Source organism: Aliivibrio thorii, assembly GCF_057368585.1.
In genome coordinates, this window is sequence record NZ_CM170654.1 from 2,238,105 (window position 1) to 2,256,095 (window position 17,991).

General features: G+C 39.2%; 16 protein-coding genes. 2 read left to right on the forward strand and 14 right to left on the reverse strand.

The features are described 5' to 3' along the window. Positions 1-256: 256 nt before the first annotated feature. A complete protein-coding gene (gene glyA / locus AC2IP4_RS10140) occupies positions 257-1,507 on the reverse strand; it encodes a serine hydroxymethyltransferase (RefSeq protein ID WP_375321946.1) in 1,251 nt (416 codons plus the stop codon). A 327-nt stretch (positions 1,508-1,834) separates the two neighbouring features. Between glyA and AC2IP4_RS10145 the strand changes: the two genes are divergently transcribed. Continuing rightward, positions 1,835-2,443: a YitT family protein gene (locus AC2IP4_RS10145; protein ID WP_375321945.1), complete on the forward strand. Its 609-nt coding sequence runs from the start codon at positions 1,835-1,837 to the stop codon at positions 2,441-2,443. Positions 2,444-2,517: 74 nt separating this feature from the next. Here the strand turns inward: AC2IP4_RS10145 and AC2IP4_RS10150 are convergent, their stop codons facing one another. From AC2IP4_RS10150 to AC2IP4_RS10210, 13 genes are all read right to left on the reverse strand, one after another. Next, entirely contained in the window at positions 2,518-2,844 is a 327-nt protein-coding gene (locus AC2IP4_RS10150; protein ID WP_375321944.1) for an MliC family protein, read from the reverse strand. 70 nt (positions 2,845-2,914) lie between these two features. Beyond that, positions 2,915-3,883 (reverse strand): ABC transporter ATP-binding protein, encoded by a 969-nt coding sequence (locus tag AC2IP4_RS10155; RefSeq protein WP_486310233.1) that lies wholly within the window; start codon positions 3,881-3,883, stop codon positions 2,915-2,917. Next, a complete protein-coding gene (locus AC2IP4_RS10160) occupies positions 3,880-4,887 on the reverse strand; it encodes an ABC transporter ATP-binding protein (protein WP_486310234.1) in 1,008 nt (335 codons plus the stop codon). Before AC2IP4_RS10160 ends, AC2IP4_RS10155 begins: the two co-directional genes overlap by 4 nt. A gap of 240 nt (positions 4,888-5,127) precedes the next feature. Continuing rightward, positions 5,128-6,966 carry an extracellular solute-binding protein gene (locus AC2IP4_RS10165; protein WP_486310235.1) on the reverse strand — a complete coding sequence of 613 codons (1,839 nt, stop codon included), beginning with the start codon at positions 6,964-6,966 and terminating at the stop codon, positions 5,128-5,130. Positions 6,967-7,003: 37 nt separating this feature from the next. Next, complete coding sequence (locus tag AC2IP4_RS10170; RefSeq protein ID WP_486310756.1) at positions 7,004-8,047, reverse strand: ABC transporter permease; 1,044 nt, start codon at positions 8,045-8,047, stop codon at positions 7,004-7,006. 11 nt (positions 8,048-8,058) lie between these two features. Further along, entirely contained in the window at positions 8,059-9,087 is a 1,029-nt protein-coding gene (locus tag AC2IP4_RS10175) for an ABC transporter permease subunit (RefSeq protein WP_486310236.1), read from the reverse strand. Between the two features lie 260 nt (positions 9,088-9,347). Beyond that, a complete protein-coding gene (locus AC2IP4_RS10180; protein WP_181044545.1) occupies positions 9,348-9,515 on the reverse strand; it encodes a hypothetical protein in 168 nt (55 codons plus the stop codon). 167 nt (positions 9,516-9,682) lie between these two features. Then, on the reverse strand, positions 9,683-10,414 hold the full coding sequence (locus AC2IP4_RS10185; RefSeq protein WP_486310237.1) for a DUF3726 domain-containing protein: 732 nt from the start codon (positions 10,412-10,414) through the stop codon (positions 9,683-9,685). Then, positions 10,411-12,111: a hypothetical protein gene (locus tag AC2IP4_RS10190; RefSeq protein WP_375321939.1), complete on the reverse strand. Its 1,701-nt coding sequence runs from the start codon at positions 12,109-12,111 to the stop codon at positions 10,411-10,413. Before AC2IP4_RS10190 ends, AC2IP4_RS10185 begins: the two co-directional genes overlap by 4 nt. A gap of 90 nt (positions 12,112-12,201) precedes the next feature. Next, positions 12,202-13,800, reverse strand: coding sequence for a BCCT family transporter (locus AC2IP4_RS10195; protein ID WP_486310238.1), 1,599 nt, complete (start codon positions 13,798-13,800; stop codon positions 12,202-12,204). Positions 13,801-13,899: 99 nt separating this feature from the next. Next, entirely contained in the window at positions 13,900-14,889 is a 990-nt protein-coding gene (locus AC2IP4_RS10200) for a membrane dipeptidase (protein ID WP_486310239.1), read from the reverse strand. Between the two features lie 51 nt (positions 14,890-14,940). Continuing rightward, positions 14,941-16,404, reverse strand: a complete 1,464-nt coding sequence (locus AC2IP4_RS10205; protein ID WP_486310240.1) for an aldehyde dehydrogenase family protein — start codon at positions 16,402-16,404, stop codon at positions 14,941-14,943. A gap of 88 nt (positions 16,405-16,492) precedes the next feature. Continuing rightward, complete coding sequence (locus AC2IP4_RS10210) at positions 16,493-16,876, reverse strand: RidA family protein (RefSeq protein ID WP_486310241.1); 384 nt, start codon at positions 16,874-16,876, stop codon at positions 16,493-16,495. Positions 16,877-17,045: 169 nt separating this feature from the next. Between AC2IP4_RS10210 and AC2IP4_RS10215 the strand changes: the two genes are divergently transcribed. Then, on the forward strand, positions 17,046-17,930 hold the full coding sequence (locus tag AC2IP4_RS10215; protein ID WP_375321934.1) for a LysR family transcriptional regulator: 885 nt from the start codon (positions 17,046-17,048) through the stop codon (positions 17,928-17,930). The last annotated feature ends 61 nt before the right edge of the window (positions 17,931-17,991 follow it).

Below are 17,991 nucleotides of genomic sequence, written 5' to 3' on the forward strand. Positions count from 1 at the left end.
AAACGTTCAGTTCACTAAGATCGAAACATACCATATTTATTTTCACCAATTCTCAAAAATAATACAGAAATAGAATAAGAATCATGAAAGGGAATCTAGTTTACATTTAATTCATGAATAATATGAAGTTAATTTCCACTGTGTATATAAATCACTCAGAATAACCAATGAATTATTAATAATTTACTAAATTTCAGACAAAAAAAAGCCAGCTTAACTAGGCTGACCTTCTTAATACTTAAAGCAGGTTTAGAGATTAAGCGTATACAGGTAAACGCTTACAAATTTCTAGTACTTTTGCTTTTGTTGCTTCGATAACAGACTCATCACCCATGTTGTCCAGAATGTCACACATCCAGCCCGCAAGGTTTTTTGCATCTTCTTCAGAGAAACCACGACGAGTAATTGAAGGAGAGCCAACACGAATACCAGAAGTAACAAACGGGCTACGTGGATCGTTTGGTACAGAGTTCTTGTTAACGGTAATGTTAGCAGAACCTAATGCTGCATCTGCTTCTTTACCTGTGATGTCTTTATCGATTAAATCAACTAGGAACAGGTGGTTCTCAGTAGAACCAGAAACGATGTTGTAACCACGAGCAAGAAACTCTGCAACCATCGCTTTTGCATTAGCAACAACGCGCGCTTGGTATTCTTTAAATTCTGGCTCTAGTGCTTCTTTAAATGCAACCGCTTTACCAGCGATAACGTGCATTAGAGGGCCACCTTGACCACCAGGGAATACAGCTGAATTTAGTTTCTTATAAAGATCTTCCCCTTCATTAGAAAGGATAAGACCACCACGAGGACCAGCAAGCGTTTTATGAGTTGTTGTTGTCACTACGTGAGCATGTGGTACTGGGTTAGGGTAAACACCAGCAGCAATAAGACCTGCTACGTGAGCCATATCTACGAAGAAGTAAGCGCCAACTTTATCTGCGATTTCACGCATACGAGCCCAATCACATACTTGAGAGTAAGCAGAGAAACCACCAATGATCATTTTAGGTTTATGTTCTACTGCTAGTGCTTCCATTTCTTCATAGTCAATTTGACCAGCTTCATCAATACCGTAAGGAATGATGTTGTAAAGCTTACCAGAGAAGTTTACTGGAGAACCATGAGTTAAGTGACCACCGTGAGCAAGGCTCATGCCTAACACTGTATCGCCAGCATTGAGTAATGCCATGTAAACTGCGTTATTTGCTTGAGAACCAGAGTGTGGCTGTACGTTTGCGTATTCAGCACCAAACAGTTCACATGCACGGTTAATAGCTAGTGTTTCTACTTTATCAACGAACTCACAGCCGCCGTAGTAACGCTTACCTGGGTAACCTTCTGCATATTTGTTTGTTAGTTGTGAACCTTGAGCTTCCATCACTCGTGGGCTAGTGTAGTTTTCAGAAGCAATCAGCTCGATATGCTCTTCTTGACGTACTGTCTCTTCCTGGATTGCTGCAAACAAGTCTGCATCGTAATCTGCAATGTTCATATCACGCTTAAGCATCTGTATCTCCTGACTCAGATAAATATAAAACCCAAAAATAGCCCAGCGACGCAAACGATTACGTCACTAGTCTTAACTGCAACGTATTCTACATAATTTGATCTGGATCAGATACCCTAAATAGTACTTTTCTTTGTTATTTCTGTTGAGGATTGCTCATTATCAACATGAATGAGACTCAAGAAGTGTCAATATTGAGCTTTACACTATGTAAAGGGTTTACTACAAAATCACTGCCATATTTATCTATCAACAATTGCATAAATTGAAAATCACACTATTCTTGCGGGCATTATTTTGTTGGTATTAGTTAATAGACTTATTGTTATGGAAAAAATAAAACACACGCACAAGGAAGATGTAATTGCTATCCTGACTGGCACCTTTCTCGTTTCTCAAGGCGTTTTCTTTTTACAGGCGGCACAATTACTTACAGGCGGCACAACGGGTTTGGCTTTATTAATCAGCCAAATGAGTGGTATCAGCTTTGGTATTTTATACTTTTTATGTAACTTACCGTTTTACGCCTTAGCTTGGCAGAGGTTTGGAAAACGTTTTGCATTAACTAGTCTAATTTCTGGTGCTCTTGTTTCTATCATGACTGACCATTTGAATATGATGATATCTGTTGATCATATCAATGATATTTACTGCGCTATTGCTGGTGGATTATTGATGGGGTTAGGCATGTTAATCTTATTTAGACATCGATCTAGCTTGGGTGGGTTTAATGTTTTATGCCTATTTATCCAAGAAAAATTTGGTATCTCAGTTGGTAAAGTTCAGATGGCTATCGACTTCTGTATTTTAAGTGCTTCTTTCTTTTTTATTACACCGTGGTTATTGGCGATTTCCGTTCTTGGCGCCGTTGTATTAAATATTGTTCTTGCCATGAATCATAAACCTAATAGATATATTGTGACTTATGGTTCTTAAACGTAAATTCACTAGCTAAATAAAAAGGCGACGCATTATCAATGCATCGCCTTTCTGCTTATACGTAAACTAAATCATTTCATCACAGTGCAGTTTTTTAAAACAACACGCCCAAGATCTAACCGAGCTTCATCTCCTTTTCCAAGAAAAGTAATCGCTGTACTAATATCTGGCATCCCATCATCAGAAATATACTTCATACCCGACGCTGATACTGCACGTTTCAATGCATAATCTTCTTTTGGTAACTGTAATAATGCTTTATCTTCATTGAATGTGATTTGAAAATTTCGCCCCTCTTCACATTGATAATGTACCGGTTTCGCAGTTCCCATGTCTGGCATTTGTGATGAACAACCAGCCAATACTCCAAAGGCAATCAATACGAGTAATTTTTTCATAATATCCTCAATTCTTTTTTATTAACTATAGGATAAAACAAGTAAAAAAAAGATGTTCCAAAAAAGATATTTATTTATATAAATGACAAGCAACTTCATGACCTGCATTATTTAAAATCTTTCTTTGTGGTTCCTCTTTAAAGCATTGCTTTTCTGCTTTTGGACACCTTGTAGAAAATCGACAGCCTTTGGGAGGGTTAATTGGTGATGGTACATCGCCAGTCAAAATAATGCGTTTTTTCCCCCTGAACCTAGGATGAGGAACAGGTATAGCGGATAATAATGCTTCGGTATAAGGATGCTTAGGAAAATGATAAAGCGTCTCTGAGTCGCCATATTCCACTATTTTACCTAAGTACATTACCGCAACTTTATCTGAAATATGCTTAACCACCGAAAGATCGTGAGCAATAAAAATTAATGCTAAATTCATCTCTCGTTGTAAAGCTAATAATAAATTCACAATTTGCGCTTGAACAGATACATCTAATGCAGATACTGACTCATCACACACAATTAACTTTGGTTTCAATGCTATAGCTCTAGCAATTCCAATACGTTGTTTCTGCCCACCAGAAAACTCATGAGGATAACGGGTTGCAGCACTTATTGGTAAGCCCACTTTTATCAATAGCTCTTCTACCCACTGTTTGCGTTCTTCTTTTGTCCCAACATTATGAATAACAAAAGGTTCCTCTAAGATCATTTCAATAGTATGACGAGGATTTAATGATTCTGTTGGGTCCTGAAAGATAATCTGCATCTCTTGACGAAGTGAGCGCATTTCTTTATTGCCTAAATGAGTAATATCCTGCCCTTCAAAAAAAATACGCCCGGAAGTTGGCTCAAATAACTTCATAAGGCTACGACCTAATGTACTTTTTCCACAACCAGACTCTCCCACAAGCCCAAGCGTTTCACCTTTATTAACACTCAGTGAAACTCCATCAACCGCATGAACCACATAACCCTTATTAAAGATCCCTTTACCTGAGTAAAAATACTGCTTGAGATCATCAACACTCAACAATTCACTCATTTTATCTCCTCAGTACTGATCGCTAATGCATTACTAAAATGACAACTCACTTGGTGTAATAAGCTGATTTCGCTCATCATAGGTACTTCCGACTCGCATTTCTCTTGCTTGTATTTACAACGAGTTGAAAAACGACAACCGCTTGGCATTTCATTTAAGGAAGGTACGGTACCTTGGATGGTTTCAAGTTCTGTTTTTGGCTGAAGACTCAAGCTAGGCATTGAGGACATTAGTCCTTTTGTATATGGGTGACTAGGGTTATCAAATAATTCAAAAATACCAGCTTGTTCAGCTACCCTTCCTGCATACATCACGACTACTTCATCACATATTTCAGCAACAACGCCTAAATCATGAGTAATAAAAATAATCGACATACCCGTTTCATCTTGCAGTTTTTTCATTAACTCTAAAATCTGAGCTTGGATAGTCACATCTAGTGCAGTCGTTGGCTCATCACAAATCAAAATATCAGGCTCACAAGCAAGAGCTATTGCTATCATGACTCGTTGGCGCATACCACCAGATAGATTATGTGGATATTCGTGCAATCGCGTTTCTGGTGAGGGCATTCCTACTTTTTCAAGCATTTCAATTGAATATACTAAACGCTGTTTTTTGTCTAAATCAGGACGATGAAGCTCTAATACTTCATTAATTTGCTTTCCAATGGTATGTACAGGGTTTAATGCTGTCATGGGATCTTGGAAAATCATTGAAATACGGTTACCTCGCATTTCATATAATTTATCGGTACTTAATTGAACCAGATCGATATCTCCGTATAAGATACGACCACCAACCACATTACCGTAAGGCTTAGGCAGTAAGCCCATAATAGACATGGACGTGACGCTTTTTCCGCAGCCCGATTCACCAACAATCCCAATAGTTTTACCTTTAGGTACTTGAAAACTCACACCATCAAGCACTCGAACTGTTCCTTCGTCCGTTTGAAACTCTGTAACTAGATCTTCAACGGCTAATACAATTTGTCTTTCCATATGCTTCTTCACTGTTTTTATTATACCAATGTAACTAATTAGATGATCTATTTATTACGCAGAAAAATCACTTAAGAGTAAGGCAAAAATTCTTATAAGTAGTTATTCTACAAGAATAATTTTTAACGCAACTATTGAGTGATTTAACCAGTAATAATGATTAGATAATTAATGGAATTGGTATTATTATTTTCTAGCTAAGAGATCCCTCTCCTAGCCATTAATTTATAAGAATAAGCGCTACAGCTTATAGGTTTCATCAATAATAATGACTGGTTCAAACGTTTTATCTGACTTCATTGCCGCTTTAGTTTCTTTCTTGGTTTTTTCATCAATCCAAAAAGTACTGAAGGTTTGAGAGAATCCCCAACCATGAAATAAATATCCCGTCTGCTTCGTCGCTATTTGCTCTGGTAATTTAATCCAACGCCAGTAACCCGCACGAGCATAAGGCACCATATAACCAGGAACGATCACGTTTGCATCAGCAATAACTTGCTGGATTTCACGAGATAACGCCTGCTTCTTTTCAATATCAAATTCATTTTTAAATGAAATAATTAACGCGTCTAACTTTGGTGAAGAAAAGTTAGTAAAGTGATTAGTTTGTGGTTTATTGGCATTATCTGAGTGAAAGTATTCCCAGTAAGCGGGGATCTCTCCGGTTCCCATATTATGGAAGGAAATATCATGTTTTTTCTCAAGTACATATTTAAACATACTCGATCCATCAATAAGGTTAAGCTCAAGATCTAACCCTGCTTGTTTTGCTCGTTCTTTTAATACGGCAACTCGTGGGGTAAAGGATTGTTGAGAGTACGTCACTGCAAAACTCAAGCGTTCCCCTTTATCATTGATACGGATACCGTCAGATCCTACTTTGCTAAACCCTGCCTTTTCAAAATACTCAATGGCTTTTTTAGCATCAAACTTAGGCGCTTTTATGTCGGTATTATCGTAACCCGGGTGACCAAAGCCCATGCCATTTGGTTTACGTGAATAATCATTACGTAAGACTTTAGCTATCATCATGTCAAAGTCGGTCGCAAACATAATTCCTTTACGAACATTAATATCATCTAACATAGGTTTTGCCGTATTCATCCAAAGCCCTCCGGCTCCAACCGCGGCTTGGTTATAAACCCATGCTTTTTGTATGTATCCATTCTGATAATTTTTACCGTCCGATTTTTCATGCCACAAATCAGGTCGCACCAAATCAAACGAATCTAAATTGCCTTTTTCAAAATGTTTAAGGGCAATGTCCGCATCACGGATCACTTTAATATTAATTTTTTCAACATTAAAACGGTGTTGATTGTATTTATTTTCATACCCCCACCAATCCTCACCGACGTGTTTAAACGCAATGTTTTTGCCTTTTTTAATCTTGTCGATGTAATAAGGTCCAGTCACTGGCTCTGGTTTAAAGTTGTATTTACGAACAAACTTATCATCAATACCGTCGTTATTTTTATCGACTTTCGGCTTACTGTAAAAATGGGCAGGACGCGGCATTAAGTTTGTGTATTCAATTAATTCATCACGGTTACGAGCTTTTGCTGAAACAATGGCGATCGTATGTTTATCAAAAGAAATTACATCTGCAATTTCATTGGTAAAAAAGTCGTTATACCAAGGAGCAACAATATCTTTTGAACGCATTAGTTTAAGCATAAACTGATAGTCGTCGGCTGTAACCGGTTTGCCATCACTCCATGTTGCTTTAGGATTTAACTTAAAATAAACGGTTTTGTTATCATCACCAAACGCCCAAGATTGCGCTAATCCTGGCAACCATTCATTGGTATTTGGGTGTTTCATTAATGGCGGTAAGTTGGCTTGTAATATCCACGAACGAAAGGTGCCATTAGAGTCCGGCCCTACCGTTCGAAACGTTTGAGGAAAGCTCAACGTATAGGTTCGAAACGTCCCACCAAAGGTCGCTTTTGGTGATGCAAATGTCGGTGCTGAATCATTCGTTTCCCACTCTAGATTGTTGGGTAAATCAGCAGATAACGCTTGAAAGCTAAATAATGCAGCGATTGATACCGCTAATGTTGTCAGTCCTTTTTTCATCATCGATTCCTTTCTTATTATTTATCTTCGATAGATATTAAACATATCTTGTGTGTTTTTTCGGATCGAACGCCTCACGGATCCCTTCCCCAATAAACGTCACCATGATTAATACGGTGACAATTGCCGTAACAACAGAGCTCGCTATCCATGGTGAATCTAAATTTGATTTACCTTGTTGCAATAGTTCTCCCCAACTTGGTGTCGGTGGCATTAAACCTAGTCCCAAATAATCCAAAGCAGTAAGAGCGGTGATATTGGCGACAATGGTAAATGGCGCTAAGGTAACAATCATTACCATGGTGTTTGGTAATATATGATGGAACAAAATTCGTGTATTTGATGCACCTAATGCTTTAGCTGCCATCACATATTCCCGTGCTTTCTCTTTGTACGTCATGGTTCGCATATACCATGTCATCCCCATCCAACCAAACATGACATTGATTAAGGTAAAGAGCATAAAACTTGGCTTCATGATGGAGACTAAGATCATGATGACATATAAGAAAGGCACCATAGACCAAATTTCGATAAAACGTTGAAAAAATAGATCGAACTTTCCACCAAAGAACCCCATAGCACAGCCAACAGAAACCCCTATCGCATACGAGATCACTAACGTTATTAGCGCAAAGCCCATCGCAATCCTAAAGCCATAGGTCAAGCGAGATAGAATATCTCGCCCAATGGTGTCTGTACCTAGATAATGTTTTCCTTCAATACTTGGCTCTGTCGGTGGAAAACCACCAGAAAAATCTTGTTCATAAGGGTTCCAAGGGACAATTGGCATAATGACAAAGTTACCTTCGCCCTCTTGTTCAAACTTAAGCTGTAATTCTCTGTAATTAGTTTCATGAGCATAACCCAAGTCAAAAGTGTCTCCTGATTTCACATCACCATACGTCGGAAAATGCCACTCGCCTTGATAGCTAACAAGCAAAGCTCGGCTGTTAACAAAAACTTCAGCAAAAATAGATAAAACCAATAACAAAGATAAAATTAAAAAAGACCAATAGCCGCGTTTTATGTCTTTAAATCGTTGAACCTTCTTTTGCGTTAATGGACTTAAATTCAAAATAGACAACATAATTAAGCTCCAAATTTAACGCGCGGATCAACCGCTGCAACACAAATGTCAGATAAGATATTACCTAACATCAACATGGTGGCATTAATGGCAAACAATCCCATAACTACTGGGTAATCACGCTCCATTATCGCTTCATAACCTAGTAATCCAATACCATCAATATTGAAAATAACCTCGATCAAAAATGACCCAGTCATAAAGAACATTAATGAATTACCAAAATGACTTGCTACAGGAATTAAGCTATTTCGCAATGCGTGCTTACGTACTGCTTTTTTAAACGGCAACCCTTTTGCAATGGCAGTACGCACGTAATCCGACGCAAGGTTTTCCATTAGGTTGTTTTTCATTGTCATGGTAAGTAAAGCAAAATCACCAATCAAATAACAAAATAGAGGCAACACCGCATGCCACATAATGTCTTTTATTTGTTCAAAAACGCCAAAGTCATCAAAATCATCGCCAACAAAGCCTCCCATTGGAAACCATTCTAATTGGTAACTGAATAAGCTAATCAAAAAAACACCAATCACATAGCCCGGCAAAGCAAAACCAACAAAAATCGCAATGGAAGAAGTAGAATCAAGAATGGAACCATGCTTTAAGGCTTTAAGATAACCAAGAGGAATAGAGATCATATAACTAAGTAGAAAGGTCATTCCCCCATAAAAAAGAGAGACAGGTAAGCGCTCGACTATCATGTCCCATACTGGTTCGTAATAACGGGTCGATTCACCTAAATCAAGAACAACTAACTTAGTTAACCAATCATAGTAGGCTTCAAAGACTGGTTTATCTAAGCCGTAAAAAGCATTGAGTTCTGCGATTTGCTCTTCAGACAATGCATTATTACCATCGGTAACACTACTGGTTCCTCCGGTTTCAGAGGCACCTTGCATTTGTAAGCTCAGTAGCATTCGTTCAACGGGGCCACCCGGCACAAATCGAGTAAGGGCAAAAATAAGTAAGGTAATTCCAATAAAGGTAGGGACAACCAATAAAAGTCGTCTGAGTAAATAAGATATCATCCGTGACTATTGCTCCATATCCTTCGACAAACTCCGTTGCCTATTATTTTTATAATAATTTTATTAACTTAGCTCAATGATTAAGTAACTACAAAGCTAAGACTTGATAATGTAATAGAGTTAACAGTTTGCAGAATAGTGAGGGGATAAGGAAGAAAAAGGCTATTTTTTGATACAATTGTTATAAAAGTGCCACAAAGTAAACCTCATTGGATTAAATTATCCGAATAAGGGAATAAAGAATGTTTTAACGCAAAAAATTACTCAAAAGGTATTGCTGTCAAATGAGCGAGTATATCTTGTTGTTGTTTTTCAGTTAATTGGTCCCACGTATTTACAGTATCATCTAGCTGATCATGTTGAATTGGTAATTTTTTTGTCGTTTCTAAATCTGAAACCATACTGTTACTTGTATCTAACGTATTCATATAAACCACCTCTTCCTTAAATGCTTACTAAATAAGTGTAAGTAACCTTATGTAAAATTGCCTTATAAATATACAGGCAAACAGCCTTAACTTTGAGACAAGTGTAAAAAAGGCACTCATTGTTTTTACCATGAGTGCCATTAGTATGCATTACTTTTTTACTCTACTTAGACCAGTTCACCTGCCCCTTTTAGAGATTGTTCACTATTTTCGACTAAAATAGCGGTCGCGGTTTTTTTCAAGTTTTCCCAATCGACATCATCAACATCAATGCCGTGTCGCCATGCATTCTCTTGTGTTGAACTTAATTCCGCAGAATCGATATGAATACTGTATCCTTCAGATAGTGCCATTACATCGAAATCTCTTACTGATAATTCAATTGTCATATCATTAAGGTAACCACTGTTTAGATCTATTTTATCGGATAAGAATAATTCAGGAGCCACACACCCTCGATTCAAGACATATAAAGTTCGCTTAGGGCTCGTACCGTTTTCCCAATGAGCTTTACAGGCAATACCTTTCGCTGCCAACTTTACTAATTCACTGTAAGCTAACCAACGGTTATGGCATTTTTTAAGCGTGATCGTTAAGGCTTTTTTCTCTACCATTTTTTCAATCGCATAATCAACGATTACAGGCAAATGACAAGCTACACTGCAACCGTGTAAGTCCACCACCAAGCTCCCTGAGTTGGACATTGTAATATCTACAGGGCAATCTTCTTCAGCAATTAAAAACTTAGTCGCATTATTAAAATGCCTAACGCCATTAAGACCAACCATTTGCAGGTCTGCCACCATGTTAGCAATGATATCAGCCTCTCCACAGGTACGTCTCATCCCCAGAAATGCCTTATTAGTTACTGCAACTAACTCATTATGTGAAACGATCATTCGCTTTCTCCTTCGGCTGGCAATAATGGGAACAGCCATTCACCATCATTAATCTCATCGAGCAATGGCGCTCCTTGAAAAAACGTAACTCTAACCCAGCGATCTGAGCGAGGATCAAATTTTGTCGCACCAAACACCGCTAATTTACAGCGTAATAAATGCATAGGTAAAGACGACTTATGTAGTACATTCATTTGAATATCCCCCATTGCCTTATGCCCTAATGTCCACACTCTTCGTGCAATGGCACGGTACTTAGGATGCTCAACCAAAAACTCAGCCAATGATAACGTCTTATCACATTTCAATAGCGAATGGTAAAGGCGATAAACCTGTCGACCAATGTCTAATGGCAGCTCTCTATCCTCTCCCTTTTCTTGCCCTCTAACCCCTAACCGTGGCTCTTCTTTATCTTGTGAGCGATACCAAAACCAGTAGTTATTCTCTGGTTTAGTAAAATCAGTGCCGATCGCCCATTGATAACAACCCTCTATGATTATCTGCAAATCTTGCACTTTCTTCCCACTCGGTAGAGAAAGCGTTTCACTACAGTTCATTTGCTCTTCAAATCTATCGACTAATTCTGGATGAATTTCCATTAAGCAAGACAGAAGAATCTCTTGTGCTTCTAAGCTCATATTATGAGCTTGAGTGACTACATCCTCCCAAGTTGAACTGAGAGCAAGTACATTATCTAAATTGTTCACAAACTCTTTTAATTCAGACACTGCAATATGATTAAGGTTATCTTGAACTTCATTAATAGTAATAACCTGCTCTAAGTGCAGCACTGCTTTTTTCAATAAATAATCCAGAGGTGATTTCTTATTCAGTGACACTCTGTGATGAAGAACCTCAGCCAAAGCCATTTCACGAGCAAACATCCACTGATCTACAATACAAGGATGATTAATTAAATACGGTGCCATCCCTAAGCCAGTCGCGTTGCCTACCCCAAGGTAGCGCTGCAGTTGACGATCTAAATTAACGGCATCTTTCCCTCCTTGCTCGGTTGCTAAATAGTGAACCCAATCTAAACTAAATTGGCGCAACATATAAACCGCACACATTTGGGCACTAAACGACTGATTAAAATCAGGGTTATTTTCCAGCAATTTGAAATCTGCAATGCCAAATTTACCATTACCATAAACAGCGGTCGTTCGAAGGATATAACCCACCTCCGCAAGCACTTTTTGGGCAGGTTGTTCTCCTTTAGCTAAATGAGAAACAAGATGTTCAAACACTCGTACACTTTTATTTGCTCTGGCTAACACCAATACATTATTCGGATTTCTTCCTGCTTCTTGTAATGGGACATTGGCTTTTAAGCGACTTAATAACTCAACATCCACATCTCCAAGAACTAATGCAAAGGTCACGTCCCACTTCTCAGCAATAACACGATCATTACGTTCTTCATCTGCTATCTCATCACAAAATACAACGAGGTGATAAGTGTGATTGCCCGTAACTAATTTATAAATAACATGACCAAAACCTTGGGGGGATAATTGCCATTCATGTTTAGTTACTTGCCAATTTTGTTGTGCCATTTTTCGTATTAAGCTACGAACAAAACTGATCCTATTTTGATGCATTGCACCTAATCTTTCTGGTGCCATTACAATTTCAGGTTTACGCAGATGAGTTTCAGCGTACGTTGAACGATGTGCATCCATGTTGCTCACCACCATTTCTCGTTATAATTATATTGATAGGTAGCTCTTTTATTAGAGCCAGATAGAGTGATGTTTCCACCACTCAATTCACGTTATTGATGTCGTTTATAAACCTTGCTCTTTGGCCATTTTCATTGCTATCTGTGGTGCGTTCCACAATGAAGGCAAAAGAATCAAAGAGACAGGAACCGCGGTGATAACAATGAAGGATTGCAACGCTGAAATACCACCAGACCCTAAGGAAATTAAGATTAATGCGGTTACCCCCATCATCACCCCCCAAAAAGTTCGGATAATGGCATTAGGTTCGGTCTCACCACTGATCACGACACTAATGGTGTACGTCATAGAGTCGCCTGTTGTCACAATGAAGATAGTAGTTAAGATAAGAAATAAGATAGATATCAGCATTGGCATTGGTAGTTGAGATGTAACAGCAAGTAAAACCCCCGGTAAATTAAACCCTTCAAAGGCCGAGCTCACACTACCTGGATTGGCGATTTCAAACGCCAATCCAGATCCACCAACAATAGTGAACCAAAAACACGTCACTAACGGTGCAACAATACAGATCATCGATACTAACTGACGAATACTTCGACCACGTGAGATACGCGCAATAAAGATAGCCATCATTGGTCCGTATCCTAGGAACCATCCCCAGAAAAAGACTGTCCACCAACTTAACCATCCTTCATCACCACGATATGTCGCCATTGGTATGAAGTTATCAATCATGCTACCAACGCCTTGAATATAACTATTCACAATGAAATCAGTTGGACCAAAAATAAGGATATAAAGCATAAGTGCAGCGGCTAAAATTACGTTATATCGACTTAACACTTGCATGCCGCGGTTCAAACCACTTAATGCTGATAAGGTATATAATGCAATCGCAAATAATATGATAATGAACTGTGTGGTAAACCCATCAGGAATATCAAACAACGCGTTTAACGCATAGCTCACTTGTAAACCTAAGAAGCCAATTGGACCTATAGTTCCCGCAGCAACAGCGACAATACAGCATGCATCAATCAATGCCCCAGTGTGACCCTTAAGTACACGCTCACCAAAAAGAGGATAAAGAAGAATTCTCGGTTTAAGAGGCAAACCTTTATCATAATGAAGGTGCATAACAACAATGGAAGTTAAACCACCCACTATCGCCCAGGCTAAAAATCCCCAATGCATAAATGACTGTGACAGTGCATTTACGGCACCTTGCTGAGCGCTCTCTTGAGCACCATATAATGGTGGGGCATTAACAAAGTGTGCTATTGGTTCAGCGGCGGCCCAAAACACCCCACCACCAGCAAGTAAAGTACAAAAGATAATAGCAACCCATCGAAAACCATCCATTTCAGGTTTATCAATGCCACCTAATATCACTCGACCAGTACGTCCTGCGGCAAGCCCAAGAGCAATTAAAAATGTCAGCAATAAAAGTAGCTGCCAATAAGGACCAAATATTTTCACTGCCCATGAAAAGCCAGTATTAACAACCGTTGATAAGAGCTCCCCATCAACCAATGCAAGTAAAACAAATAGAGCGATAAAACCACCGCTATACCATAAAGCAGGGTTATCAAGCCCTAACTTTTCAGATGTTGATTCTTTACTTTGTAATGTTGAGGTTTTAGTTTCCTTTTTTATCGTATTTTTGTTTGACTCTTTCACGCTATTAGCTAAATCAGACATACTCTGACTCCAGAAGTTGCTTTGCAGCTGCAAAGGTGTATTTACCACCTACCCTGTTATTTTTGTATTGAGTAGGCTGCTCCATGTATGGGTCTCGCTTTACGAAATAGGCTCTAGTCCTTGCTGTAAAAAGTTAAACCAGTTTTCACCTAGTATTTTCCCCGCCTCAGATTCACTGAACCCGTGACGCATTAATCCATTGTAAATATTTTCCATCCCAGCACTTCCACAAAACCAAGGGAGCGCATCTGGCCACCCTGAATTACTCGCTGAACCTTCACCATAATTCATCGCTTTTGACCAACGACCATTACGCATCCACTCCAACACTTCTTGTGGTTGATTCAGGCACAAATCACTGCCAATACCTAAATGATCAATTCCAACCATGTCGGCCGTTTTTGCTATCATTTGGCAAAAGTCATTTAATGAACATTGACTGCCATTTGGCAGGTGAAATGGATATAAACTAAAACCAAGTAAGCCACCACGCTCTGCCAATGCTTTAATTACTGTGTCTGATTTATTACGTAATGCATCATGAGCAAAAGAAGGGTTGGCATGACTAATACAAATAGGACGTAACGATAAATCAATCGCTTCAAGGGTTGAGCGCTCTGCACTGTGAGACATATCAACGATCATCCCTACACGATTCATCTCTTCAATCACTTGCTGTCCAAAACGAGTAATACCAGTATCATTTTTTTCATAACATCCCGTCGCGAGTAGGCTTTGGTTGTTATAGGTCAATTGCATGATCAACAACCCTTGTTGACGCATGACCTCAACTAAACCAATTTCATCTTCAATGGGAGAGCAATTTTGTGCGCCAAAGAAAATACCGACTTTGCCTTCCGCTTTTGCAGCTTCAATATCAGCCATCGAATAAACAGGCATGATTAGATCTGCATTTTTCTCAAAACGTAAGTTCCATTCAGCAAAACGACTCAAGGTTTCTCGTGCATTTTCGTGGTACACCATGGTGGCGTGAACCGCTGTAATGCCACTTGCTTTGAGAGTCTGAAAATACTCTCTATCCCAATTGCAGTATTGCAAACCATCGATAACAATCCGTTGTTGATACATAACACGCTCCTTATTTCAGTTTCATCTAGTTAAATAGATTTTCCATCCATTTTAATAAGGACGTTGGTAAGCCGTTTTCACAACCGTATAAAACTCTTTTGCGTACTGGCCTTGCTCACGAGGGCCAAAGCTTGATTCTTTACGCCCACCAAATGGCACATGATAGTCCGTACCCGCAGTAGGCAAATTCACCATCACACAGCCCGTTTGAGCTTGTTGTTTAAATAATGAACTCGTGCGTAAGCTTTGAGTAATAATGCCACCCGTCAAACCAAAGCGAGTATCGTTAGTTGTTGCAATTGCTTCATCTAAATCAGACACTCGGATCACGCTTGCCATTGGTGCAAAGACTTCTTCTTGGTTTACTTCCCACTTATTATCCGTGTTAATAAATAGCGTTGGAGACATGTAGTAACCATCATGTTCAAGATTTAGACGCTCACCACCAAATGCCAATTCAGCGCCACTTTGGCGTGCATTTTCTATCCAACCAAAGTTTGCATCCAATTGATTACCATCAACCACTGGCCCCATGAAGATGCCATCTTCTAATGCGTGACCTACTTTTAATTCACTCATGCGCTTAATTAACGCTTCAACGTACGCATCATGAATACCGTCCATCACAACTAAACGAGATGACGCTGTACATTTTTGACCAGCACCAGAGAACGAACCTGCAATGGTTGCTTCAACGGCAATTTGAATATCCGCATCATCGGCAATCACTAACGCATTTTTACTCCCCATTTCTAATTGGCAACGCACAAAGTTTGGTGCCGTAGCCGCTGCCACTTTACGCCCTGTATCTACTGAACCGGTAAAACTCACACCATTAATTTCTTTTGAATTGATTAACGCATTACCCACTTGAGAACCGTTGCCTAATACCAAATTAAACGTCCCTTCTGGTAGGCCTTGACGATGAATAATCTCAGTAAGTGCCACAGCACTAGCAGGGGTTAGATTTGCAGGCTTCCAAATAACACTATTACCAAACGCGAGAGCTGGAGCTATCTTCCAAGCCGCGGTTGCAGTTGGGAAATTCCAAGGCGAAATCACCGCAATCACACCAACCGCTTCACGCGTCACTTCAACAGAAACCCCCGGTCTTACTGAATCAGCACTATCACCAATTTGACGTAGAACTTCTGCTGCAAAGTATTGGAAGAATTGACCTGCACGATAAATCTCACCACGACCTTCCATAAAAGGTTTACCTTCTTCACTTGAAAGCAAACGGCCTAATTCATCACAACGTGCAATTAGCTCATCACCAATCGCTTGCAGTACCGCTTGTTTGCGCTCTAGTGGTGTTTTCTCCCACTGTGGTTGCACTTTTTTTGCTGCTGAAATTGCGTCTTGAACTTGGCTTTCACTTGCTTGAGCAAAATGGCCTAAATGCTGCGTAATATCTGATGGGTTAATATTGGCAATCGTACTGATACCAGATTGCCATTCACCGCCAATGTACAATGATTTCTCTGCTTGAATATTTAGTGTTTGAACTGTCATGCTATCTTCCTTGTTCTAAGATTATTGCTTGTAAAAATAAGCAATAAAAAACGAATTCTTTAGTATTTAATAAGGTAAAGCGTTGGGCTTATTCTGATCCGACTGCGGCATAAACAACAAATTCAACGAGCATTTCTTCTCGAGCTAACCCTGCAACAATCATTGCAGCACGGTTTGGATAAGGTGCATTAAAGTACTCTGCGTACACTTTATTTACAGTGACTAAATACTCTCTATCAATCACATAAATTAATACCTGCAAAACAGAATCTAAAGATTCACCAGCACACTCTAAGGTATGAGCTAAGTTGTCTAGTGTTTGGCGTGCTTGCGCTTCAATGCCGCCTTCAACAACCGCACCGGATTGGTCAATTGGGATCTGAGCGGTATATAAAGTTCCGTTATTTACAATTGCCCACTCAAGTGGCGCTTTAGAGGCAAATAAGTCAGTTTTTATTGAATGCTTTTTCATTTTAGTCTTCACGCTCTCATTCGTCATGTAATAACAATGTTTCAATATGGTTAAATATTGCACATTGACAGATGATAAATCTAACGGTAAATTTTTTACATTCGATAAGAAAAACTTATCACCTTAGTGAGGGTTCGATAAATAAAGGGATGGCAGTGAGGTTTAAGGTATGAGCATCAAGCTACAACAATTGAAACACTTTACTTTAGTCGTAGAGGAAGGAGGCTTCCGTGCGGCGTCAAATCGAGCAAATCGCTCTCAAGCCGCATTATCAACGTCGATTAAAGAGCTTGAACGCATTTTAGAACAGCCATTATTTGAAGCTGGAAATAAATCAAAACTCACCCCTTTTGGTGAAATTTGCTTTCCTAAAATCTCACAGTTTTTAGATGTGTATGATCGTTTAAAGAATGATTTACGGGCAGATGCCGCAGGACAACAAGGACGCGTTCGGATTGCTAGTGTTCCCTCAGTGGCTGCAAAATTAATTCCAAGTGTACTTGGTGCATTCAGTGAGAAATACCCAAATGTAGAAGTGAGCTTGATAGATGATAATGCCGCAGGAGTAGAAGCGAGATTATTGTCTGGTGAGGTTGATCTCGCATTAGGTAATTATTCACAATTAGAAGAAGAAGCAATTCACTTTACCCCTCTTATTAGCGATCCTATTGGTGTTGTATGCTTAAAAGATAATCCAATTGCAAGTAATCCAGAAGGAATCGAGTGGCAAACGTTACTTGAACAGCCTTTTATAAGAAACGGGACGTGTACTTTACTCAACTCAACACCTGCTCGCATTCTTAGCGAACAAGCCCTCTATTCCGTTGAGAATATCACCTCATTATTTTCTATATTAGAACTTGGTATAGGTATTACCACATTACCTAAATTAGCCTTTCCAACCAATGAAACACGGTTAGTGTGGATCCCTCTGATCGATCCTCCCTTAGAACGACAAATTGGAATATTTCAGTTAGCAGGCAGAACCATCTCACCACAAGCTCAGCAATTCTATGAACTATGCATTGAGTACTTAAATTATCAAAAAGAATAACCAATAAAAAAGCCCACAAACTAAAAGTCTATGGGCTTTCTAAAATTACAGTCGTATGCTT